Source organism: Halothiobacillus neapolitanus c2 (assembly GCF_000024765.1).
Classification (GTDB): Bacteria; Pseudomonadota; Gammaproteobacteria; order Halothiobacillales; family Halothiobacillaceae; genus Halothiobacillus; species Halothiobacillus neapolitanus.
Map to the genome: position 1 here is coordinate 944,355 of NC_013422.1, position 22,239 is coordinate 966,593.

The 22,239-nt window shown below is 56.1% G+C and carries 21 protein-coding genes; 10 read left to right on the top strand and 11 right to left on the bottom strand.

Features of this window, described 5'->3' with window-relative positions:
• Window positions 1-141: 141 nt before the first annotated feature.
• A complete protein-coding gene (locus HNEAP_RS12655; protein ID WP_243726305.1) occupies window positions 142-963 on the bottom strand; it encodes an amino acid ABC transporter ATP-binding protein in 822 nt (273 codons plus the stop codon).
• 19 nt (window positions 964-982) lie between these two features.
• Window positions 983-1,300, bottom strand: coding sequence for a transporter substrate-binding domain-containing protein (locus HNEAP_RS12785; protein WP_208107176.1), 318 nt, complete (start codon window positions 1,298-1,300; stop codon window positions 983-985).
• 72 nt (window positions 1,301-1,372) lie between these two features.
• On the opposite strand from HNEAP_RS12785, the gene HNEAP_RS04430 reads away from it, so the two are divergent.
• Both HNEAP_RS04430 and HNEAP_RS12950 read left to right on the top strand, forming a co-directional pair.
• A protein-coding gene (locus tag HNEAP_RS04430) for an IS3 family transposase (RefSeq protein WP_133484608.1) occupies window positions 1,373-2,529 on the top strand; the annotation gives its coding sequence in 2 pieces (ribosomal slippage) (window positions 1,373-1,622 and window positions 1,622-2,529; 1,158 coding nt in all).
• Window positions 2,530-2,821: 292 nt separating this feature from the next.
• A complete protein-coding gene (locus tag HNEAP_RS12950) occupies window positions 2,822-2,998 on the top strand; it encodes a hypothetical protein (protein ID WP_243726306.1) in 177 nt (58 codons plus the stop codon).
• A gap of 147 nt (window positions 2,999-3,145) precedes the next feature.
• Here the strand turns inward: HNEAP_RS12950 and hemN are convergent, their stop codons facing one another.
• On the bottom strand, window positions 3,146-4,549 hold the full coding sequence (gene hemN / locus HNEAP_RS04440) for an oxygen-independent coproporphyrinogen III oxidase (protein ID WP_419185602.1): 1,404 nt from the start codon (window positions 4,547-4,549) through the stop codon (window positions 3,146-3,148).
• Window positions 4,550-4,795: 246 nt separating this feature from the next.
• Here hemN and HNEAP_RS04445 point away from each other — a divergent pair, with 246 nt between their 5' ends.
• From HNEAP_RS04445 to HNEAP_RS04480, 8 genes are all read left to right on the top strand, one after another.
• Window positions 4,796-5,410: a trimeric intracellular cation channel family protein gene (locus tag HNEAP_RS04445; RefSeq protein WP_012823758.1), complete on the top strand. Its 615-nt coding sequence runs from the start codon at window positions 4,796-4,798 to the stop codon at window positions 5,408-5,410.
• 89 nt (window positions 5,411-5,499) lie between these two features.
• On the top strand, window positions 5,500-6,429 hold the full coding sequence (locus tag HNEAP_RS04450) for an ABC transporter ATP-binding protein (RefSeq protein WP_012823759.1): 930 nt from the start codon (window positions 5,500-5,502) through the stop codon (window positions 6,427-6,429).
• Between the two features lie 53 nt (window positions 6,430-6,482).
• Entirely contained in the window at window positions 6,483-7,256 is a 774-nt protein-coding gene (locus tag HNEAP_RS04455; protein WP_041600710.1) for an ABC transporter permease, read from the top strand.
• A gap of 1 nt (window position 7,257) precedes the next feature.
• Complete coding sequence (locus HNEAP_RS04460) at window positions 7,258-9,216, top strand: peptidase U32 family protein (protein ID WP_012823761.1); 1,959 nt, start codon at window positions 7,258-7,260, stop codon at window positions 9,214-9,216.
• 145 nt (window positions 9,217-9,361) lie between these two features.
• On the top strand, window positions 9,362-10,150 hold the full coding sequence (locus HNEAP_RS04465) for an EAL domain-containing protein (RefSeq protein ID WP_012823762.1): 789 nt from the start codon (window positions 9,362-9,364) through the stop codon (window positions 10,148-10,150).
• Between the two features lie 172 nt (window positions 10,151-10,322).
• Window positions 10,323-10,700, top strand: a complete 378-nt coding sequence (locus HNEAP_RS04470; RefSeq protein WP_012823763.1) for a YidH family protein — start codon at window positions 10,323-10,325, stop codon at window positions 10,698-10,700.
• Between the two features lie 89 nt (window positions 10,701-10,789).
• Window positions 10,790-11,521, top strand: a complete 732-nt coding sequence (locus HNEAP_RS13135; RefSeq protein ID WP_012823764.1) for a LexA family protein — start codon at window positions 10,790-10,792, stop codon at window positions 11,519-11,521.
• 4 nt (window positions 11,522-11,525) lie between these two features.
• Entirely contained in the window at window positions 11,526-12,845 is a 1,320-nt protein-coding gene (locus tag HNEAP_RS04480; RefSeq protein ID WP_012823765.1) for a Y-family DNA polymerase, read from the top strand.
• 114 nt (window positions 12,846-12,959) lie between these two features.
• On the opposite strand, the gene HNEAP_RS04485 is transcribed toward HNEAP_RS04480, so the two are convergent.
• The 8 genes from HNEAP_RS04485 to HNEAP_RS04520 all read right to left on the bottom strand — a co-directional run bounded on the left by HNEAP_RS04485 (window position 12,960) and on the right by HNEAP_RS04520 (window position 22,225).
• On the bottom strand, window positions 12,960-14,621 hold the full coding sequence (locus HNEAP_RS04485) for a cation acetate symporter (protein ID WP_012823766.1): 1,662 nt from the start codon (window positions 14,619-14,621) through the stop codon (window positions 12,960-12,962).
• Window positions 14,618-14,926, bottom strand: a complete 309-nt coding sequence (locus HNEAP_RS04490) for a DUF485 domain-containing protein (RefSeq protein ID WP_012823767.1) — start codon at window positions 14,924-14,926, stop codon at window positions 14,618-14,620. Before HNEAP_RS04490 ends, HNEAP_RS04485 begins: the two co-directional genes overlap by 4 nt.
• Before the next feature lie 217 nt (window positions 14,927-15,143).
• Window positions 15,144-16,133, bottom strand: a complete 990-nt coding sequence (locus tag HNEAP_RS04495; RefSeq protein ID WP_012823768.1) for an AAA family ATPase — start codon at window positions 16,131-16,133, stop codon at window positions 15,144-15,146.
• Window positions 16,130-17,908, bottom strand: coding sequence for a 30S ribosomal protein S12 methylthiotransferase accessory factor YcaO (ycaO, locus tag HNEAP_RS04500; protein ID WP_012823769.1), 1,779 nt, complete (start codon window positions 17,906-17,908; stop codon window positions 16,130-16,132). Before ycaO ends, HNEAP_RS04495 begins: the two co-directional genes overlap by 4 nt.
• 12 nt (window positions 17,909-17,920) lie before the next feature.
• A complete protein-coding gene (locus HNEAP_RS04505) occupies window positions 17,921-18,343 on the bottom strand; it encodes an Mth938-like domain-containing protein (protein ID WP_012823770.1) in 423 nt (140 codons plus the stop codon).
• A gap of 55 nt (window positions 18,344-18,398) precedes the next feature.
• The gene (locus tag HNEAP_RS04510; RefSeq protein WP_012823771.1) at window positions 18,399-19,601 is read right to left on the bottom strand and encodes a UbiH/UbiF/VisC/COQ6 family ubiquinone biosynthesis hydroxylase; all 1,203 of its coding nucleotides are present in this window, start codon (window positions 19,599-19,601) and stop codon (window positions 18,399-18,401) included.
• Between the two features lie 2 nt (window positions 19,602-19,603).
• Window positions 19,604-20,824 carry an FAD-dependent monooxygenase gene (locus tag HNEAP_RS04515; RefSeq protein WP_012823772.1) on the bottom strand — a complete coding sequence of 407 codons (1,221 nt, stop codon included), beginning with the start codon at window positions 20,822-20,824 and terminating at the stop codon, window positions 19,604-19,606.
• 51 nt (window positions 20,825-20,875) lie between these two features.
• Window positions 20,876-22,225 (bottom strand): aminopeptidase P N-terminal domain-containing protein, encoded by a 1,350-nt coding sequence (locus HNEAP_RS04520; protein ID WP_012823773.1) that lies wholly within the window; start codon window positions 22,223-22,225, stop codon window positions 20,876-20,878.
• Window positions 22,226-22,239: the final 14 nt, after the last annotated feature.

Consider the following 22,239-nt stretch of genomic DNA (forward strand, 5'->3'; position numbering starts at 1 on the left):
CTTCCTCATTGGTTAATAGTGCGAATTAAAGAGTGCTCGGTTGTCTATGGACTCAGGAACGAGCGCAGGAAGGAATCGCCCACCTGCCCACAGGGCGTGTGAGCAAAGCGAAGCGAATTGGTCTTAAGTACGGTCTATCGGTCACAGCGCGAGCGCTGAGGTCTGGCCGGAACTCATCACACGGATGAAGCGGGCCGTCAGTGGATTGCGTGGTTGGCTAAGCACCTCATAGGCGGGGCCATCCTCAACGATATTTCCATCGGTGAGGAAGATGACGCGATCGGCGACTTCCTCAGCGAACCTCAATTGATGAGTGGAAATGATCATGGTGAGTTTTTCCTCAAAGGCGAGCCTACGAATGACATCCAGCACTTCTCCGACCATTTCCGGATCAAGTGCAGGGGTCGGCTCGTCAAGCAGGAGTACTTTGGCTCCCGGAGCGATAGCCCGTGCAATCGCCACACGTTGTTGCTGCCCGCCCGACAGATGACGAGGCAGGGCATCCCCACGGTCACCGAGGCCAACTCGATCGAGCAATTCCTGTGCTCGTTGTGCCGCCGCCTCTTGCGACCAGCCATGAACCCAGCGCAACGGTCCGGCGATGTTCTCTTCCGCAGTCAGGTGCGCGAATAGATTGAAATGCTGGAACAATATGCCGACACCGACTTCGACGCGCTGCCGGGCCACTTCACTTGGCGACAGAACAAGGCCACCTGACGAATACCCGATCCGATGCCCACCAATAAACACGTCACCCGAGTTCCAGGTTTCGAGTCGATTGATGCAGCGGAGTAGCGTGCTTTTCCCTGATCCACTCGGGCCGAGAAGCGCGACGATCTCACCGGCACGAACCTGAAGATCCAAGTCACCGAAAATCTGGCGATCACCATAGGATGAAGCATTGTTGTCATAGAGTTGCAGTTGTGGTGCGGGTTTTCCTGCTGCCTTACATTCAGGCTCCAAGTTTTGTATTAGAGGAACTTCAACAAAACTGGTGTTCTCTGCCGCGGTTGTCCCGCGTAGAGAAAAATTGATACCCCGTGATATTTTTCGGGTTGCCTTTTGCAACGAGCACACCATCAAATACTTTCGAGTAAGTAATGAAGTCGGCAGCTTTGGCGCGCTCTTTCGTCGCATAGATGTCAGAAATCACAAGGTCCGCCTGGCCACTTTGCAGTGTTGGCAGCAATGCCGCAAACGCAACCGGTTTGTAGGACACGTTAAATCCCAGGCAACTTCCAAGTGCTTCAGCCAGATCAATATCTAGGCCGATGTATTTGCTCGGATCTTTGGGGTCCAGTGCCTCATATGGGTTCTACCCCGATAACACGGACACTTCCAAGAAGCCCCATAATGGAGTCAAGGAGTGTTTATAATCAAGAGAAGAAAATTCAGCCTTGAATTCAAACATGAGGCCGTGGTGTTGACGCGTCAGCCAGGTGTCAGTTGCCGCCAGGTGGCACTTGATATCGGCGTCAACCCCAACATGCTGTCGCGCTGGGTGCGGGAAGCGGATGCGGGTTTGGGCACGTCGTTCACAGGAACGGGTAGCCCTCGAGATCAGGAGTTGGCACGATTGAAGCGTGAACTGGCCCAGGTCAAGAAGGAACGAGATTTTTTAAGAGACGCGTCAATGTACTTCGCGAAGGGATCATCGAACGGTACTCGATGATTCGGCGTTGCCGCCAGGAGTACCCCGTACGACTTATGTGCCGCTGCCTGAATGTTTCATCCAGCGGCTACTACGCTTGGCAGGATCGCCAACCAAGTTCCCGGTCTTTGGATAATGATCGTTTCCTCGAACGGATTCGTTCGATCCATGAGGACAGCCAAGGGGTTATTGGCGCCCCTCGTATGCATGAAGATCTGAGCGCTGAAGGTGAAACTGCTAGTCGAAACCGGATTGCCCGCCTGATGGCTGCCAATGGGATATATGGTTGGCCTAGACGCAAGGGACGACGATGGTCGGGCCGCAGCAACTTGCGACCTCATCATGTGCGCAATCACCTGCAGCGGGATTTCACGGCATTGGAGCCACAAACCAAATGGGTGACCGACATCACGGAAATAGCCACCCTGGAGGGTAAGTTATTCCTCTGTGTTGTTATCGACTTGTTCAGCAAACTGGTGATTGGTTGGTCCATGCATCATCGTCAGGATCGACATATGGTCATTCGGGCAGTGGAGATGGCGCTCTGGCAACGGCAGGGCATCGGGCCTGTCATTCTGCACTCGGACCGGGGGTGTCAGTTCACCAGTGATGACTACCAGCGATTTCTAGAGAAGAACGCCTTGATCTGCAGCATGAGTGCGGTTGGTCATTGTGGTGATAACGCCGCTTGTGAGGGCTTTTTCGGGATGCTCAAACGGGAGCGGGTGCATCGTACGATTTACCGAACCCTGAATATGGCACGGTCGGACTTATTCGATTATATAGAGCGGTTCCACAACCCACCGATGCGACGTAGACTCGCCAGGCAGGATCAGAAGTTTTTAGCCTTTTTACAACCGTCCGTGAAAACGGGCTAGAATCCCTGGTCGCCACGCATCGGTTAAATGATTTTGAGTGTGGTGAACATGCCCTAGGCGAGTGGCTTAAGCGTCGTGCGATGACCAATCAGCTCAGTGGCACCAGCAGAACATTCGTGGTCGTGGATGAAGGAAATAGCGTGCGTGGCTTTTACGCCATGGCAGCGGGAGCCGTCACTCATCAACTGGCGACCAGCGCGGTTCGACGCAATATGCTTGACCCAGTGCCCGTCATGGTGCTTGGCAGGCTGGCTGTAGTTCGCCGGGCGCAAGGCATCAAACTGGGGCGGCTATGTTGCAAGACGCAGTCAATCGAGCCATTACCGTATCGCAAAACACGGGCGTTCTTGCATTGCTTGTTCATGCGCTCCACGAGCAGGCCAAGCAGTTCTACGAGCATTGTGGCTTTCAGGAGTTACCGCATCATCCGCTGACACTTATGCTTCGTTTGAATACAGTCAAGGCCTGATCGAATATGGCCAACATAGCCCATCATGTTTGGATTCGACAGCGGACATGGGTTGAAGTTTTCCCCCGTCTGGGTACTGGCGTTATTCGGCAAGACAACTTGCCACTCCATTTGGGAGAGACGTCGGCAGGGCTTCCATGCCCTTTACTAAATGACTTTCGAGAAGCATTGTAATCCCTCGGGATTGAGGTATTCGTCGAATGCCATGCAGATATTGCGAATCAGCAGGCGGCCACGGGGCAGTACTTCCAGGTGATCATTGTCGAGTCGAAGTAGCTCGTCGGCCACCATCGGCTGGAGTTCGGATAGGGCTTTGGCAAAGTGCGATGCAAACGAAATGCCGAATTTTTGTTCCACCTGAGCGAAATCGAGACGGAAGTGGCTGATGATTTCGCTGATGACGAATCGACGCAGATGATCTTCATCAGTGAGCACATAGCCGCGTTCGATGGGCAAACGACCCGCGCTGACGGCCTCGTGATAGGCTACCAGATCCTTGGTGTTTTGACTGAAGGCGCCGCCGACCTGACTGATCGACGATACGCCCACGGCCACCATGTCGCATTCGGCATGGGTGGAGTATCCCTGAAAATTGCGGTGCAGCGTGCCGTTGCGTTGCGCGATGGCCAGCGGGTCGTCCGGCTTGGCGAAGTGATCCATGCCAATTAACACATAGCCCGCTTCCTGCAATCGTTCGATGCTACCGCCCAGAATGCGGAGTTTTTCGGCGGCGTTCGGCAGGTCTTCGGTATTGATGCGCCGCTGCGGTTTGAAGCGGGTCGGCAGGTGCGCGTAGTTGAAAATCGACAGCCGATCCGGCGCCATTTCGATCACGGTATCGAGCGTGCGCAGGAATGAATCACGGCTTTGGTGCGGCAGGCCGTAAATCAAATCCAGACTAACGCCGTGGAATCCTTCTGCGCGGGCGGCATCAACCACTTCTTTGGTTTCGGCATAACTTTGAATGCGGTTGACCGCTTCCTGCACTCGCTCATCGAAGTCCTGTACGCCCAGACTGATGCGGTTGAAGCCAAGATCGCGCAGCACGGCAATCGTTCCGGCATCGGCTTCGCGCGGGTCGATTTCGATGGAATATTCGCCCGTGTCATCCGTTTTGAGCTCAAAATGTCGTCCGGTCGCTTCCATGATTTGGCGCATTTGCGCATCGGATAAAAAGGTGGGTGTTCCGCCGCCCCAATGAAGCTGATCAACGGCTCGTCCTTGGCCGAAGAGCTTGCCTTGCAATGCCAATTCCAGAACCACATCGTCCACGTAGGGTTGGGCGCGAGCGCGATCTTTGGTGACCACCTTGTTGCAGGCGCAGTAGTAGCACACCGTGTCGCAGAAGGGAATGTGGGTATAGATCGACAGCGGGCCACCTGCCGCGTTGGAACGGGCCGCCGCTGCTCGGTAGTCCGATTCATTAAATTGATCGTGAAATTGCACGGCCGTGGGGTATGAGGTGTAGCGCGGTCCGGATTTGTCGTAGCGACGGATCAGATCGTGATCGAAAAGGCTCATGGTTTCGCCCATGATTGCTCCAATGGTCATGGTGGGTGATACGCTCGTGATGCCCGCAAGGTTAAACCGGTGGCGCGAGGTGTATGCGTCTCAACAATCTCGTACAATAGCCGAATCGCCCGAGTAATTCGCCCGAGTATTTTGCTCGGAAAATCGGGCCGTTGACGCACGACAATGCCATTGATGGCGTGGCTGACGGACCTGGGTGAAAGTAATGGGCTGCTGGGGTGATTTTTCCTTAGCAGCCTTCAGGCAAATCAATAGAGGGAAACGGCTGTGCACATTGCCGATTTGCTGCGAGGCTTAGACTATTTCGGCACGGTTGTGTTTGCCATTTCTGGCGCGTTGGTCGCGGCGCGCAAGGGTATGGACTGGATGGGCTTTGCCATTCTGGCCACCGTGACAGGGATCGGCGGTGGCACGCTGCGCGATTTGATTCTGGATCGCCCCGTGTTCTGGGTATCTCATTGGGAGTACATTGTGCTCTGTGTGTTGACATCTTTGGTCACCTTTTATTTCGTGCCCCATATTCGTCGCCGATATTCGTGGTTGTTGTGGGCCGATGCCATCGGATTGGCGGTGTTTAGCGTGCTGGGTGTTCAAATCGCCCTGAGCACGGGTACCAGTCCGTTCATCGCGATCATCATGGGCATGATGACGGCGGCATTCGGTGGTTTGATCCGCGATGTGCTGGCAGGCGAGCCGCCGTTATTGTTGCATCGTGAGATCTACGCCAGCGCTGCGCTGTCGGGTGGTGTGGTCTATGCGCTTTTAGTCGTGGTCTTGCACCAGCCGATCTGGGCTTTGATTCTCGGGTTTATTGTGGCGTTGGTCGTCCGCGCACTGGGCATCGTTTATCATTGGCATCTGCCCGCGGCGCGAAGTGCCTGAGCTTTTGCGCTCAGAAATCGGGTGCCGAGTGCGCGTCACCGTTCTTTAGTTTTGTTCACCTGACACCCCTAACATTTAAATCGAGACTTATGACTCCTGCTGTCGAAATACATAACCTCACTAAAACCTACGCTGGCGGCGCCGAAGCGCTCAAAGGCATTGATCTGACCATCGAGCCGGGCGATTTCTTTGCGCTGCTTGGCCCCAATGGCGCGGGCAAATCCACCACCATCGGCGTGTTGTGCTCGTTGGTGAACAAAACCAGCGGTGTGGTGAAAGTGTTCGGTCACGATCTCGATCAGGATCGTAATTGGGTCAAGATGCAGATTGGCATCGTGCCGCAGGAATTTAACTTCAACCAGTTCGAACCGGTCGAAGAAGTGGTTATCAATCAGGGCGGCTTTTATGGCCTAACCCGCAAAAAAGCGCGTGAGCGCAGCGAGCATTTGCTCAAACAATTGGGGCTATGGGAAAAGCGCAAGAGCATGTCGCGCCAGCTTTCCGGTGGCATGAAGCGCCGCCTGATGATCGCCCGCGCGCTGGTGCATGAGCCCCGTTTATTGATTCTCGATGAACCAACCGCTGGGGTTGATATCGAATTGCGCCGCGGCATGTGGCAGTTTCTCACCGAAATCAACGAGCAGGGCACCACCATCATCCTCACCACGCATTACCTAGAAGAAGCCGAGCAGTTGTGCCGCAATATCGCCATCATCAATGAAGGGCGCATCATCGAAAACACCAACATGCGCGCCTTGCTCGATTCGGTATCGCAAGAAACCTTCGTGCTTTATTGTGACGCGGCCGTGGCCTCGCTGCCGACCCTACCCGCCATGGATGCGCGCCTGATTGAAGCGGATGTGATCGAAGTGGTGCTGTCCAACGCGCAATCACTCACGGAGGTGTTCGACGTGCTGCGTGGTCACGGAATCGAAGTCAATCGAATGAAAAACAAAAACAATCGACTCGAAGAATTGTTTTTGCGATTGGTTCAGAACAGTACGGAGCCCGCAGCATGAAAACCCAAAAGGAACTGCCCATTTCCGGAGAATTCACCCGTCCGGCCCAAGGCATGAGCGCCCGGCAGATGACCAATGCCTTTTTCATGTTGGTATCGCGTGAAATTTTGCGTTTTGGCCGCATCTGGCTGCAAACGATATTGCCGCCCATGATCATGACCTCGTTGTATTTCGTGGTGTTCGGCCATCTAATCGGCCCGCGCGTCGGTGAAATCGATGGCGTGCCCTACATCAACTATCTCGTGCCCGGCCTGATTCTGATGGCGGTGATTACCCAAAGTTACGCCAATGTGGTCTCGTCATTTTACGGCGCGAAATTTGCGCGACACGTTGAAGAGCTGCTCGTCTCACCCATGCCGCACTGGCTGATTATCCTCGGCTATTTGGCAGGGGGTGTGGCGCGTGGGCTGTCGGTCGGCGCGGCCGTTACCTTGGTCGCGTTGTTTTTCGCCGATTTGCAGGTGCACGATGTGTTGGCTTTAATTCTCGTGGCCGCATTGACCTCGGCGGTGTTCTCGCTCGGTGGCATGATTAACGCCATTTATGCCAATAGTTTCGACCATATTTCCATCGTGCCGACCTTCGTGCTGACGCCGCTTACCTACCTCGGCGGTGTGTTCTACTCCATCCACATGTTGCCGCCGTTCTGGCAGCAGGTGTCGATGTTCAACCCGATTCTCTACATCATCAACGGTTTTCGTTATGCCATGCTGGGCATCAGTGATGTGCCTGTCTACACGGCTTATTTGATTTTGCTGGTGACCATTGTGGTTCTGTTTGCCTATACCTTGCGCCTGTTCCGCAAGGGCATTGGCATGCGGGGCTAATATGAATAGCGGCCAACTTGAATTGCTCGCCCCCGCACGGGATGCGGACATCGGCATCGAAGCCATTAACCACGGCGCCGATGCGGTCTATATCGGCGGGCCCGGTTTTGGTGCGCGCAAAAGTGCGGATAACGACGTGGCCGATATCGCCCGTTTGGTCGACTATGCGCACCGTTTTCATGCGCGCGTCCACGTCACGCTCAACACCATCCTGCGGGATGACGAGCTTGAACCAGCCCGCAAGCTGGCGCACCAACTCTACGATGCGGGCGTCGATTCGCTCATTATTCAAGACATGGGCTTGCTCGAACTCGACCTGCCGCCCATCCAGTTGCATGCCAGTACCCAATGCGACATCCGTACTCCCGAGAAGGCGCGCTTTTTGCAAGATGCGGGGCTGTCGCAACTGGTGCTGGCGCGCGAGCTGAGCCTGGAGCAGATCAAGGCCATTCGTTCTGCTACCACCGTGCCCTTGGAGTTTTTCATCCACGGCGCGTTGTGTGTGGCGTATTCGGGGCAGTGCTTCATTTCAGAGGCGCATACTGGTCGCAGCGCCAATCGCGGTGAGTGCAATCAGGCTTGTCGCCTGCCGTATGAAGTGCGCGACGCCGAGGGTCGCATTATCGCCCACGACAAGCATGTGCTGTCGATGAAAGACAACGATCAGAGCGCCAACCTCGCCGCATTGATCGATGCGGGCATCCAGAGCTTCAAGATCGAAGGCCGTTACAAAGACATGGGCTATGTGAAAAACATCACCGCCCACTATCGCGGCTTGCTGGACGGCATTCTCGAACAGCGCCCTGAGTTGAGCCACACGTCCAGTGGGCACAGTACATTCAACTTCACGCCCGATCCCGCGCAGAACTTCAACCGCGACGCAACCGACTATTTCGTGCAGGGTCGCAGAGAAGACATTGGTGCGTTCGACTCGCCCAAGAACCCCGGCCGTCGGATTGGCTGGGTGAACAAAATCGGCAAAGATACCGTCGAGATCGAAACCGATGCCGACATGTTGCTCAATAACGGCGACGGCCTGTGCTATTTCGACCTGCACAAGGAACTGGTCGGCATGGCGATCAATACCGCCGAAAAAATAGCGGCTGGCCGCTGGCGGGTTGTGCCCAAAGATCCGATTGCAGAGCTGCGCCACCTGAAAATCGGCACCGAACTCAATCGCAACCGCGATATGAACTGGCAGCGGCTCATGGACAAAAAATCCGCCGAGCGCCGTATCGATGTGCGCATGCGGCTGGATGAAACCGCCGATGGCCTCGCGCTGAACCTGACCGACGAAGGCGGTTGCAGCGCCACAGCAACGCTTGCCATCGCCAAGGAGCCCGCCAAGGACGCATCCCGCAGCGAGAGCAGCCTGCGCGAGAACCTTGGCAAGCTGGGCACCACGATTTTCAATCCCGTAGAAATCGTGCTCAACCTTAGCCAGCCCTGGTTCGTGCCCGCCTCGCTCGTCAATAACCTGCGCCGAGAAGGCATCGAGGCCCTTGAGGCCGCGCGCAAGGCCGCGTTGCAACGCCTGCCCCGTGCCAAACCGGTGGACCCGCCGGTGCCGTACCCCGAAGACACCCTCAGCTACCTTGCCAACGTGTTCAACCACAAGGCGCGTGATTTCTACGCCAAGCATGGTGTGAAGTTGATTGAAGCCGCCTTCGAAGCACACGAGGAAGCGGGCGACGTCTCGCTGATGATCACCAAGCACTGCGTGCGCTATTCACTCAGCCTCTGCCCCAAACAGACCCGCGGCGTGACTGGCGTGCATGGCACCATCAAGGCCGAACCACTCGAACTGATCAACGGCAGCGAAAAGCTCAAACTGGTGTTCGATTGCAAACCCTGCGAAATGCACGTCGTCGGTAAACTCAAGCGGAGCGTGGCGCAATCGAAGGTTAAAGAAGTCCAGACTGCGCCTGTTCGGTTTTACAAGGCGCGGCCGTCCGTTTAATCTGATAGCTAAAGCTGAGCAGAGCTCAGTAATTCGTGATTCTTCAAAGGACCCTTACGGGCCAGCAGTTACGCCTTCATGCTGACGGCTCTGCCTTGTATTTTTCGAATATTGCTTCAAACCGAACATGCTTATGGAGCCCACGATGCCAAATCAAAAAGGAATTATGTTTCCTGATGGAGTAAGGCAGGTCACATGCAAAGATTGTATTGACGGCCAATTCAATATTCCAATATCCATGGCCTTCCAGCCTATCGTCAACACGGCGACCAAGCGTATATACGCTTACGAGGCCCTCGTTCGAGGGCGTGCTGGGGAGCCTGCGCTGTCGGTGCTGAGTCAGATCAACACCGATAATCGCTATTTTTTCGACCAAGCGGCACGGGTTACCGCCATCCGCTTGGTTTCAGAGTTGGGTTTTGCCTCAAGAGATCCAGACACCAAGCTCAGTATCAATTTTATGCCGAACGCGGTTTATCGCGCCTCAACCTGTATCAGAGCAACGCTTGAGGCCGCACGCCTTTATGATCTGGATCCGAAGCGCCTGATTTTTGAAATTGCCGAGGCGGATCAGATTGTTGATCGAAAACATCTGATGGACATCATCGAGGTTTATCGCACAGAAGGATTTACCATCGCGCTTGATGATTTTGGTGAAGGATATGCTGGTTTGAATCACCTGATCGAGATTCGTCCGGATGTGATCAAGCTGGATTTGAATCTGATCCGCAATATTGACCATGATGCGGGTCGGCAAGCGGTCGTGCGTGCGACGGTAAGCATGTGCAAGGAATTGGGTATCGGCGTGGTTGCAGAAGGGGTTGAAACGCTTGAAGAATGGTCGTGCCTCGAAGCTTCGGGCGTTTTCTTGTACCAAGGTTATTTGTTCTCGAGACCAGCATTTGAGGCGTTGCCTGAGCCACAGTATCCTTAACTTGTGGGTTGTGCTGATTGCCCAGTAAGCGGCTGTGACATCAGTTTCAGCGTTTTGAAACATAGTTTCCCGATTGTGCCTTGGAGCTGTCAGCAGGCCGACAGAGCCGCGTCCAATCAATCTGAAAGCGGAAAATCCCGAGATCAAGTAGAGGTTCCTCTGAGGAGCATACATGTCCGATCTGAATGACCCCCGGGTATTTTTTGCGGCCGAACGTACCTTGATGGCGTGGAACCGTACCGGTTTGACGCTGATGGCGTTCGGTTTCGTGATCGAGCGATTTGATCTGTTCGTGACGATGTTGGCTCGGTTGCCGGAGAAACCACTGGATCACGGTTTGTCGTTCTGGATCGGCATGGCGTTTATTTGGCTGGGGGCCGCATCGAGTGCCCTGGCCGTCGTGCAATATCGCAAGGTGTTGCGCACACTGAACCCGAACGAGGTGCCGCAAGGCTACTGGGTCAATATGGGCGTGCTGACAAACCTGGCCGTGGCGGCGCTGGGATTCATTCTGACCGCCTATCTTTTCATCAGTCATTCGGGTGGCTAAGATCGTCCATAGTCGGTTCAGTGATTGCCTTTTACTCCGGTTATGAATTATCCTCTTGAATAACGTAACTGTATTCAAGAGGCTATGCCGTGGACTCATCCGGTCGTTCATCACCCCCCAAAAAGCGACGTGCCGATGCCAACGGGCATGGCGGTGCGCGTTCTGGGGCGGGGCGGCCCAAGGGTCAGGGACGTTGGGGCGAGCCCACGGTGCCGGTTCGGGTGCCGCAAAGCCGGGTTACTGTGGTCAAGGCTTTACTGGATACCTTGCCCGCTGTGAATGGCGAGGACCAAAAACCCCCAAATCAAGTGGGCGATATGCCAGTCATTACCCGTGCGAGGGCCAGTACGAAACCGCTTTCACCGGATGCCTGGTCTGATTTGCTGACCGCATCGGGGTTGATCCCGCTGCAACCGGCCACTGTGGCGCCCGTGTTGACGTTGCCCCTGTTCGGTTATCGGATTGCGGCAGGGTTTCCTTCCCCAGCCGATGATTATGTCGAGGAGCGCATCGACCTGAACCGGCATTTGATCCGGCACAAGGAAGCCACGTTCTTTCTGCGCGTGCAGGGGGATTCGATGATCAATGCCGGGATTCACGATGGCGATATGCTGATTGTCGATCGGGCCATCGAGCCGGTATCGGGCAAGATCGTGATTGCGGCGCTGGATGGAGAGCTCACGGTCAAGCGGTTATCGGCCAGTGGCGGCGTGGTGCGCCTGTTGCCGGAAAACCCGGATTACCCGGTGATCGAGATCGGTGCGGAGCAGGAGTTGGTGGTCTGGGGTGTGGTGATTCACGTCATCCACGCGCTGGGCTGAGAAAATGCCGGTTGCAGCATCCCCCCGATTGGACAGCACGCGGCGCAAGCCGGTTTTTGCGCTGGTCGATGGCAATAATTTTTATGTGTCCTGCGAGCGGGTGTTCAACCCGGCACTTGAGGCGCGTCCGGTCGTGGTTTTGTCGAATAACGATGGCTGTGCCGTCGCCCGTTCGGCAGAAGCCAAGGCGCTGGGGATTGCGATGGGGCAGCCGTGGTTCCAGATTCAGTCGATGGCGCAGTCGCACGGTTTGATTGCCTTGTCGTCGAACTACGAGCTCTACGCGGACATGAGTAACCGCATGATGCGAATACTGGCCGATTTTTCTCCCCGTCAGGAAGTCTATTCGATTGATGAATGCTTTTTGGATTTACGGGGGATGGATGTCGATTTGACGTTATTGGCACACGGCATGCGCCAGCGTGTCGCACAGTGGATTGGTATCCCGGTCGGTATCGGGATTGGAGAATCCAAGACGCTGGCGAAGCTGGCCAATCATCTGGCGAAAAAACAGCCGCAGTGGCAGGGCGTGTGTGATTTGACCACGCTGGAGGAATCGGCGCAGGATCGTTTGATGGCTTGCGTCGATGTCGGTGATGTCTGGGGTGTCGGGCGGCGCTTGAAAGAACAGCTCAACGCGCGGGGAATTGTTACCGCACTAGACCTGAAACGCGCCGATCCGGTGATTATTCAGCGACAATTTTCGGTTGTATTGGCGCGCACGGTACGCGAGCTTCAGGGTATTTCCTGCCTGCCGCTGGAATCAATGGTGGCGCCTCGGCAACAAATTATCGTTAGTCGCTCATTTGGCAAACCGGTTTGGTATCTGCCCGAACTGCGTCAAGCCATCACGGCGCACATGAGCCGCGCGGCCGAAAAGCTTCGAACGCAAGCCAGCGTAGCGCAGATGGTGCAGGTCTTTATTCGCACCAGTCCATTCAGTGCGCGGCCTTTTTATAGCCAGGGCATCACTCTGCCCTTGGCAGCGGCCAGCGATGATACCCGCTTGCTCGTTAAAATCGCCCAGCAGGGTTTAACCCGGATTTACCGCGCCGGTTATGACTATCAAAAAGTCGGTGTTTTGTTAATGGATATTCAACCCAAAGGGCAGGGCGCGCGGACAGATTTATTCCACGATGCGCAACACGACCGGCGCACCGATCAACTGATGCAAACACTCGATTCGATCAATGCCCGAATGGGCAAGCACACGCTCAAGCTGGCGGGCGAGGGATTCGTGCAGCCTTGGGCCATGAAGCGCAATCGGCATACACCCGCGTATACGACCAATATTCGTCAACTGGCGCGTGCATGGGCGAAGTGATCTTTCCAGGCAGGAAACGCCGGGCATAAAAAAGCCTGCTTGAAGCAGGCTGTCAGATCTAAGTTTGCTGTGCCTGAAGCAGGATGAAGTTCACCCTGCCTCAGGCTCTGGGGCTCAGTGCTTTGCAGCACCTTCTGCACCGATGCCGGTTTCCGAACGCACATATTGAGCGTGGAAGCGGGCGCGTTCTTCAACGGCGCGCGTGCTGTTGTCGGTGATCGAGAAGAACCACGCGAATACAAACGCCACCGGCATCGAGAAGATGGCCGGATAAGCATACGGCATGATCGCTTTAGAGTAGCCGAGCACATCCACCCATACGCTCTTGGAGAGAATAACCAGGATGACGGCCGTCAACAGACCACCCAGGCCACCCATCACGGCGCCGCGAGTCGTCAGCTTCTTCCAGTAAATCGCTAGGAACAAAATCGGGAAGTTGGCCGAGGCGGCAATCGCGAAGGCCAAGCCCACCATGAAGGCAATGTTCTGCTTCTCGAAGGCGATGCCGAGGAAAATAGCCAGAATACCCAGGGTGATGGTGGCATAGCGGGAAACGCGCATCTCGGTTTTTTCATCCACTCGGCCGTGGCGGAAGGCACTGGCATACAAATCGTGCGATACCGCTGAGGCGCCGGCCAAGGTCAGGCCGGAAACTACCGCCAGAATGGTGGCAAACGCGACGGCTGAGATGAAGCCCAGGAAGATGTTGCCGCCGATGGCATGCGACAAGTGGATGGCGGCCATGTTGTTGCCACCGATCAGCTTCTGTGCCGCATCGAGATAGGCGGGATTGGTGGACACCATGATGATGGCACCAAAGCCGATGATGAACGTCAACACATAGAAGTAACCGATAAAGCCCGTGGCGACAAACACGGATTTACGTGCTTCTTTCGCGTTGGTTACGGTGAAGAAACGCATCAGAATGTGCGGCAAGCCAGCCACACCGAACATCAGTGCCAAGCCGAGTGAAATGGCGGAGATCGGGTCGTGGATCAAGCTGCCGGGTGCCATGATGGCGTCGTGTTTCGGGCTGATTTCGATGGCCTTGGCGAACATTGCGTTGAAATCGAAACCGAAGGCATACAGCACGGCCAGCGCCATGAAGGTAGCGCCGGAGAGCAGCAGTACCGCCTTGATGATTTGTACCCAAGTCGTCGCCAACATGCCGCCCAGGGTGACGTACAGAATCATCAGTACGCCGACGATCACCACCGCGTAGTTGTACGGCAGGCCGAACAGAATCTCGATCAGTTTGCCGGCACCGACCATCTGCGCGATGAGGTACATGGCAACCACAATCAATGATGATACGGCGGCAACACTGCGAATCGGGATCTGCGAGAGGCGGTAGGAGGCGACATCGGCAAAAGTGTATTTACCGAGGTTGCGCAGTTTTTCCGCCAGCAGGAACAGCATGATCGGCCAGCCGACCAGAAAGCCGATGGAGTAGATCAGGCCATCGAAACCGTTGGCGTAGACCAGACCGGCAATCCCGAGAAACGAGGCGGCAGACATGTAATCGCCCGCCAGAGCCAGACCATTCTGAAAGCCTGTGATATTGCCACCGGCGGCATAGAAGTCCTTGGTGGTGCGCGTGCGTTGCGCGGCCCACCAGGTGATGAACAGAGTCAGCACCACGAACACCACGAGCATGCTCACGGCCGGAACATTGATTGATTTTTGGGTTGCATCCGCGGCAAAAGCGCCGGTTGAAACCATCGTTGCGGTAGCCAGCGCTGCAAGGCCAGCCATCATTAGAAGTGGGTTTTTCATTCGTGGGATTCCTTGATCTTGGCCGTGAGCGCATCGAATTGTGTGTTCGCCTTGTGCACGTACAGTCCGGTCATCACAAAGGAAAACACAATGATCAGGAAGCCCGCGACAATCCCGACGGAAATCGTTGATCCGGCCGAAATCTTGGTGGCCAGTAATTGCGGTTGGTAGGCAATCAGCAGGATGAAGGTGAAATACACCAACATGATGATGAACGCCATCATCCAGCCATAACCCGTACGGCGTTTGATCAGGTGTTGGAAATCGGGATCGGTGGCGATCCGTTCGGCTAAGTCTGCTTTCATGAGGCTCCCCAATTCAATTTTTGTTTGTTTTGCCAGCCCGGCTCTTCATGGCTTTTGACTGGCGCTCAATCGCTTCGAACGTTGGCGAAATGAGATTGTAGACCCTGTACGGGGAGTCCTTTCCTCCAAGGTTTCGCGATTATACGCACAAGTTTGGGGCGTTGAAGATGTTGTATGAAAAAATTAGCCCAATCATCGGTTTATAATGATTTGCTAATTAATTGGATGGGGAAGCTGATGGCCCGTTATCGACTTTGACCGCAGCGAGCAGCCGCTCGGCGCTACTTTGAAGTTGACGGGCGCCACTCGTGGGCAGTCGATGTGTGACGAGACCCGCGAAAACAGCCTGTATGTCGTCGGGTAGCACATGATCCCGCTGATCAATAAATGCCCATGCCCGGGCAAGATTCAAAAGCATCAGACCGGCGCGCGGTGATAACCCCATGCTGAATTCCGGCATTTCACGGCTGGTTTGCAGCAGTTTCTGCACATAATCGATCACGGGGTCGGCAACATGGATGTTGCGAACGGCTTGGCGCATCTGGGCAAGGCCGCGGGCATCCAGCACCGGTTCGATGTCATTGATATGCGTGCGTCCACCCTGACCCTTGAGCATGGCGCGTTCCACTTCCGGTGCGGGGTATCCCATGCCGAGAATCAATGCGAAGCGATCGAGTTGTGATTCGGGTAGCGGATAAGTACCTTGCTGATGCAGCGGGTTTTGGGTCGCGATCACGAAGAAGGCTTCCGGCAGCGGATAACGTTTGCCTTCGATCGTAACTTGGCGCTCTTCCATCGCTTCGAGCAAGGCGCTTTGCACCTTGGGTGGGGCGCGGTTGATTTCATCGGCAAGCAGGATTTCGGTGAAAATCGGTCCCGGCTGAAAACGGAATTCACGACTTTGCGGCTCAAAGATCGATACGCCCAGAATATCGGCGGGCAGCATGTCGGCCGTGAATTGCAGCCGACGGAACCGCAGCCCCAGTCCGCGTGCCAGCGCGTGCGCCAGCGTGGTTTTTCCAAGCCCGGGCAGGTCTTCGAGCAACAAATGTCCACCGGCAAGAACGCAGCAAAGGGCCTGACGTATAACCTGCTCTTTTCCGAGCACGACCTGTGCGGTTCGGGCAATCAGCGTCTTCGCGGCGGCTTGAAGGTCATGCGGCGCGAGTGCAGGTGTGGAGGGCATCTGAGCGCTGGCATTGTTCATGTGGTGAACTCGACTGGTGGTTTGGCAGCAAAGGCACGGTCAAAAGCGGCCATGAGTGTTTGATGCAGCGGGCTGCGTTCAAAGTTCGCGCCCAAGCCGCCAAGATCGAGGAAGCCGGCTCGGCCTTCAAGTAAGGCTTGGGCCGAGGCCTGTTCCTGTGGCGGGTACAGGGCCATGAGTGTGCTTTGATACTGATCGAGCGGCGCGGTTGCGGCGACCGTTAACTGATGGTGTGTGTGCGCGGCGCGATAGATGATTCTTCGATTATCCGGTAGTGGCGGCACGTTGACCAGCCAGTCAAGAAGTGCCTCTGTTTCATCGTCATCATCATCGGGGCCGGAGGCAAACAGCGCCAGCGCGCGCAGTTCACCGAAGCGCAGACTGGCCCAGGGATGGTCTGCTCCGATGGCTAAACCAATGACATCGGTCATCGGCATCAGCCAGTCCATGTCCAGATCGTCCATGGTTTCGAGCAGCTGCGCGCATTCGGTGGCGCTGAGTTCACCCAGCCGTTCAACATAAGGAATCAGCGACAGGCCAACGTTGTTGTTCCGCTCGTACAGTTCATCGACGGGATAGATTTCCGATAGACCCGGCACGAGGATGCGACAGGCATACAGGCCGATATGCGGGTAATCGGCGACATAAACGTCGTAACCTTCTGCATGAACGATGTCGCACAGTCGCTTGAAACCCGCCTCATTGTTCTCGGCGGTAAAATCCCAGTGCACGAAGGGGTAATCGGGGGTGTCACGAAAAAAGTCCCAGGACAACCACCCCGAGGAATCGATAAAGTGCAATTCGAGATTTTGCGGGTCGCTGACCAGTTCCTGATCGGTCGTGGGTGGGTGGAAGGCGTGCAGGTCGTCGAGCGCGCGGCCCTGCAACAGTTCAGTAACCGTGCGCTCGAAAGCGACTTCGAAATTGGGATGGGCGCCGAACGATGCAAATACGCCACCGGATTGCGGATCAATCAGAGTCACGCAGATGACCGGGTATTTCCCACCCAGCGAGGCATCCAGCAGGCGCAATCCGAAGCTGTGACCGCGCAGGGCGGCAATCGCTGTGGCAATGGTCGGGTAGCGGGCCACAATGTCGTCCGGAATCTGCGGCAGAGCAATGCTCTCGGCAATCACCCGGTTTTTCACGAAACGTTCAAATACTTCGGATAGACCCTGCGTGCGGGCTTCGAATATGGTATTGCCCGCCGTCAGGCCGTTGCTGACATACAGATTGCCAACCACATTGGCCGGAAAATACAGGGTCTGCCCATCCCGGATTCGGGTGTAGGGCAGGGCACAGACGGCATCCGTGACGGCACTGTTGAAATCCACCCAGTCTTTCGTGGTGATGCGGTAGTCATCGGCCAGGTAATGCCGCCAAAGGGCGTCATCCAGCAGGCCCTCCGGCCGAACGCCGGGGTGATCAATGGTGAACCAGCGTTCGCGCGGATCATGCACACCCTGTTTGAGTCCATCATGCGTCGTCTGTTCGCGATGCCAGTGGAAGTCGCCGAAAAAATACTGTGATGCCAGCCGTTCGACAAACTCACCCAGCGCCGAAGCCAGCGCTGCCTTCTTGCTGGCACCCTTGCCGTTGGTGAATAGAATCGGGCAGTTTTTATCGCGGATATGCACGGACCAGCAGTGGGGCACCGGGTTGAGCCAGCGTGTTTCTTCGATATCGAAACCCAGTGCGGTTAGTTGGCCTTGAACACGGGCGATCGTGTCCTCCAGCGCCGCATCCTTGCCGGTAATAAATGTATGTTCGGACATGAAAAATTCCTTTTAGACGTGAGCGTTATCGGACGTGTTTTCGGGACCACTCTCAGATTCATTCTCCTGGAACAGCACCAGCAGCGATACGCGGCGCAATTCGCTGGCAAGAACGGTGAATGTCCGGCAAGCCGCACCGGTATCCATGAACTCGATGCCGATACCGGCGCGGAAAAATGCCGCTTGAACAGCGGCACTGGCGCGCAGTGTCCGTGGTCCGGTACCCACGATGAGTACTTCCGGGTCATCAATGATCAGTGCATCCAGCGACGAAGGTGCCAGCTCAGACGCAGTTTTGAACAGTAAGTCTGGAACCACGCGTTCCGGCGTGAGCAGGAAGCTTTGAAAGTATTCATCATGATTCACCCGCACGCTGGTTTCAGTAAAACCACGGATGACAAATCGTTGGCCGGAATCGTCAAGAGAGAGACGCATATAGGTATCCTGATTATGGAAGCTCTAAGGAAGCGCTGAGTAAAACAGAACTTCTTTAGCGTTGTCCGCTGGCGAATTGACCGACCATTTTTCTCAATGGCTCGAAAGCCGATACGGCGGAGAGAGCCAGATTGCGGCCGCCAACCAGCAACGGGTTGTGCGCACGGAATCCATAATGGAATAGATCCATGCCCGACTGTGTGATGAGATTGTCCGCACGCCGCATCCGTTCATAGCGAGCCAACGCTTTGGGTGCGCCAAGGTCGTCGCTGTCCTTGAGGCAATCAATCAGGGCCATGGCGTCATAAAAGCCGAGATTGACCCCTTGTCCGGCAAGGGGGTGAATGGTGTGGGCGGCATCGCCGGCGAGTACCGTTCGCTCAGCGGTATAGCGCTCGGCGTGCATTCTGCGGATCGGGAAGTATCCCCGGCGCTCAATCGCTTTGATTTCGCCAAGTTCGGCTGGAAACGTGGTTGCCAGCGCCGCGAGGATTTCTGCATCGCTCCAGGTGTGACGGGTTTTGACTGCATCGACCTGATCGTACCAGACGATCGAACCTCGGGCGCCCGCCAGGGGCAGGAATGCTTGAGGGCCATGAGCGGTGAATCGCTGCCAGGTTATGTCTTGCTGCGGGTAATCCGTAATCACACTCAGTATCTGCGCGGCAGTATCGTAATCCTGATGGGTTTCTTCAATGCCGGTCGCCTGACGTACCCAGGATTTTCCACCATCGGCCCCGATTAGCAGCGAGGCGGTTAGTGTCCGTTCATCGTTGAGACAGACGCCTACGTGCCGATCATCCACTCGCCATTGGCTTGGGTGGCTGTCGGTAAATGGCGTGATGGCGTCTATCTTTCGAATGCCTTCCCACAACGCGGCTTGAATCAGGCTGTTTTCGACAATATAGCCGAGCTCGGGCAGACCAATATCGCGTGCATCAAAGGTGACATCTCCCGTACCCGCTTGATCCCAGACGCGCATTCGACGGTAGGGCGCCGCGCGTGTGTGACGGATCTTGTGCCATACGCCCAGTTGCTGCAGAAATTCGATGCTGGCGGGCGAGAGTGCGGAGACGCGAATGTCGAAGGGCGTGGTGCTGTCTGCTGGAAGGTCGGGCACCGGTTGATCTTCGACCAGGGCGACTTGCCAGCCTTGCTGACCAAGAGCCAATGCAATGCTGGCACCCACCATACCGCCGCCGATGATGATGACGTCAAAAGGTTGATCCGAAGCAGTTTTTTTGAGTTTTGCTGTCATGGTCAGATGCCTCGCGTCAGGCGCACGAGCCGATTTTTGAATGGGAAGATGCCATCGCTCAACGAGAGCAGTGCGCCACGTACGATCCCTGCACCGGGCAGGTCGAGACTGAACCCCCGCACGAGCCGATCGGTGAGGCCGATCGTCCGACGGTAATCGTCGACACGCTCTTGCGCATAGCGTTTGAGACGAACCGGATCACCGGGGTCGACAGGTTCTCCCCGATCGGCGCGCAGAGCCGCCGTCAGGTCACGGACATCGCGCAGGCAGAGGTTGAAACCTTGCCCGGCGACCGGGTGCAGTGCGTGGGCGGCATTGCCGAGGATGACAAGACGCTCGTCTACCAGCTCCTGAAGGGTGATGAGATTCAGCGGGTAAGCCTGCCGTGGCGTCAGTTCGGTAAATCCACCGAGACGGTGTCGAAACAATTCATCCAGCCGTTTAGCGTAGGCTTCCGGTTCCAGCGCCATGAGTTCGCTGACGTCTTCGTCGCGATTGACCCAGACGAGCGATACTCGTCCTGCCGGGGCGGGTAGAACGGCGAGTGGGCCACCTCGTGTAAAGCACTCGAATGCCGTACCGTGATGCGCGCGCGCAGGCTTTGCCGTGCAGACAATGGCGGTTTGTCCGTATTCGGATTTTTCAACCGGCTTCTGGATAGCAGCGCGCACACTCGAATAAGCGCCATCGGCCGCGATCAACAAACGTGCCTCAAGAGTATGCGCTTCGCCGTGGTATTCGAACTGCACTTCGACCCCAGTGCCATCGTTGGTCACGTTATGGTGGGTGTAGCGCGCCGGTTGCAGACGCTGCACGGTGCCATTGCCGGTGATGCAATCCTCTTTTTCGGCGCGTTCGATGGCCGCAGCAATGGCCCGGTTACCGATGACTTGCCCCAGCGCAACGCCCTGATTGTTGGCTTTGGTGATGCGCGTCATGCCGAAGTGACCGCTATCGACCACGCGGACTTCTTCGATGGCTTGGGCTGCGCGCGCGGTTGCTTCATCAATCAGGCCCAGGGCATCGAAATAGCGCCAGGATGCATCTGACAGCGCTGTCAGCCGGGCATCGAAACTGCTCGATGCACCTTCTGGTGCGCCTTCAAGCACCGTGACGCGCCAGCCATCGAGCTTCAGGGTATGCGCAAGCACGCCGCCGACCATGCCGCCGCCAACAATGATGATGTCCTGTTTACTGGAATCGAAGCGGGTTTGATGGGTCATGGTGCGATCTCGTGTGCGTCTGTTCTAAGTTTGATCGGCAGGGGCATCCTGTCATGCGTCCAAACGGTGGCGTACTTTGCAGTCGTTCATGAACGCTTCGATATCTTCCACGGTCTTGGGTACTTCGTGCGTCAATATATCGACGCCTTTCGGCGTGACCAATACATCGTCTTCGATTCGCACACCAATGCCGCGATAGGCCGTGGGGATATCTTCTGCGGCGTCGATATAGATGCCCGGCTCGACCGTGACGACCATGCCGGGTTCGAACTCACGCCACTGACCATCGATTTTATACTTTCCGACGTCGTGCACATCCAACCCCAGCCAGTGGCCGGTGCGATGCATGAAAAAGCGTTTGTATCCCTCGCTGTTCGGAGCCCCGTCCACTGCCTGCGGGATCAGTCCCAGTTCGATGAGCCCTTGCTGAATCACACGAACCGCGGCCTCATGTGGCGCATCAAAGCTGGCTCCGGGGCGGATTTCATCAATGGCGGCCATCTGGGCTTTCAGAACCAGTTCGTACACTGCTCGCTGTGGTTTAGTGAATTTGCCATCTACGGGCCAGACGCGGGTGATGTCGCCTGCGTAGTGTTCGATTTCCGCGCCCGCATCAATCAGCACCAGTTGCCCTGACTCAAGCCGGGCCTCGTTGGCTCGATAATGCAGCACACACGCGTTGGCACCACAGGCGACGATGGGAGCGAAGGAGGCTTCACCATGATGCTGGTGGAAAATGCGTTGCAGGTCGGCGGCCAGTTCGTATTCGTACATGCCTTCGGCAATTGCGGCGGCTGCGGTTCGATGCGCCTGTGCGGAAATGCTCGCGGCCCGGCGCATCTTGGCAATTTCCACAGGCGATTTGATCAGGCGAAGCTCGTGCAGCGGCTCGGCGAGATCCTTGAGGTTTTGTGGCGGGACAACGCCACCGCGTGATTTCTTTCGCAGGGTGTCCAGCCATCCAAGCGTATTGAGCATCAATTCGTGATCGGAAAAGGGCAGCGTGATGCGCTCATAGCCGAGGAGCAATTCCGGAAGCACATCGTCAAGCTCATCCAGCGCGAAAGCCTGATCAGCGCCGTAGACGCGTTTCGCACCTTCAAGCCCGGCGCGTGGGCCGTCCCAGCGCGCACGTTCGGGGTCATATGGGTGTACGAACAGGATGACTTCACCATCCGCCCGCTTGGGGCAAAGCACAAGCAGTGCATCCGGTTCATTCAGCCCGGTGAGGTAAAGAAAATCGCTCGATTGGCGGAACGGGTAGGGATTGTCGTTATTACGAATGATCTCTGTTGTTGCGGGTACCAGAACCGCTGACTTGCGGCCGACCATTTTCAACAGGCGCCGTCGACGCTTGCCGTATTCTGATTGATCAAGAGCACTCAACGTATTGACGGCCATGTGATCTTCCTTGG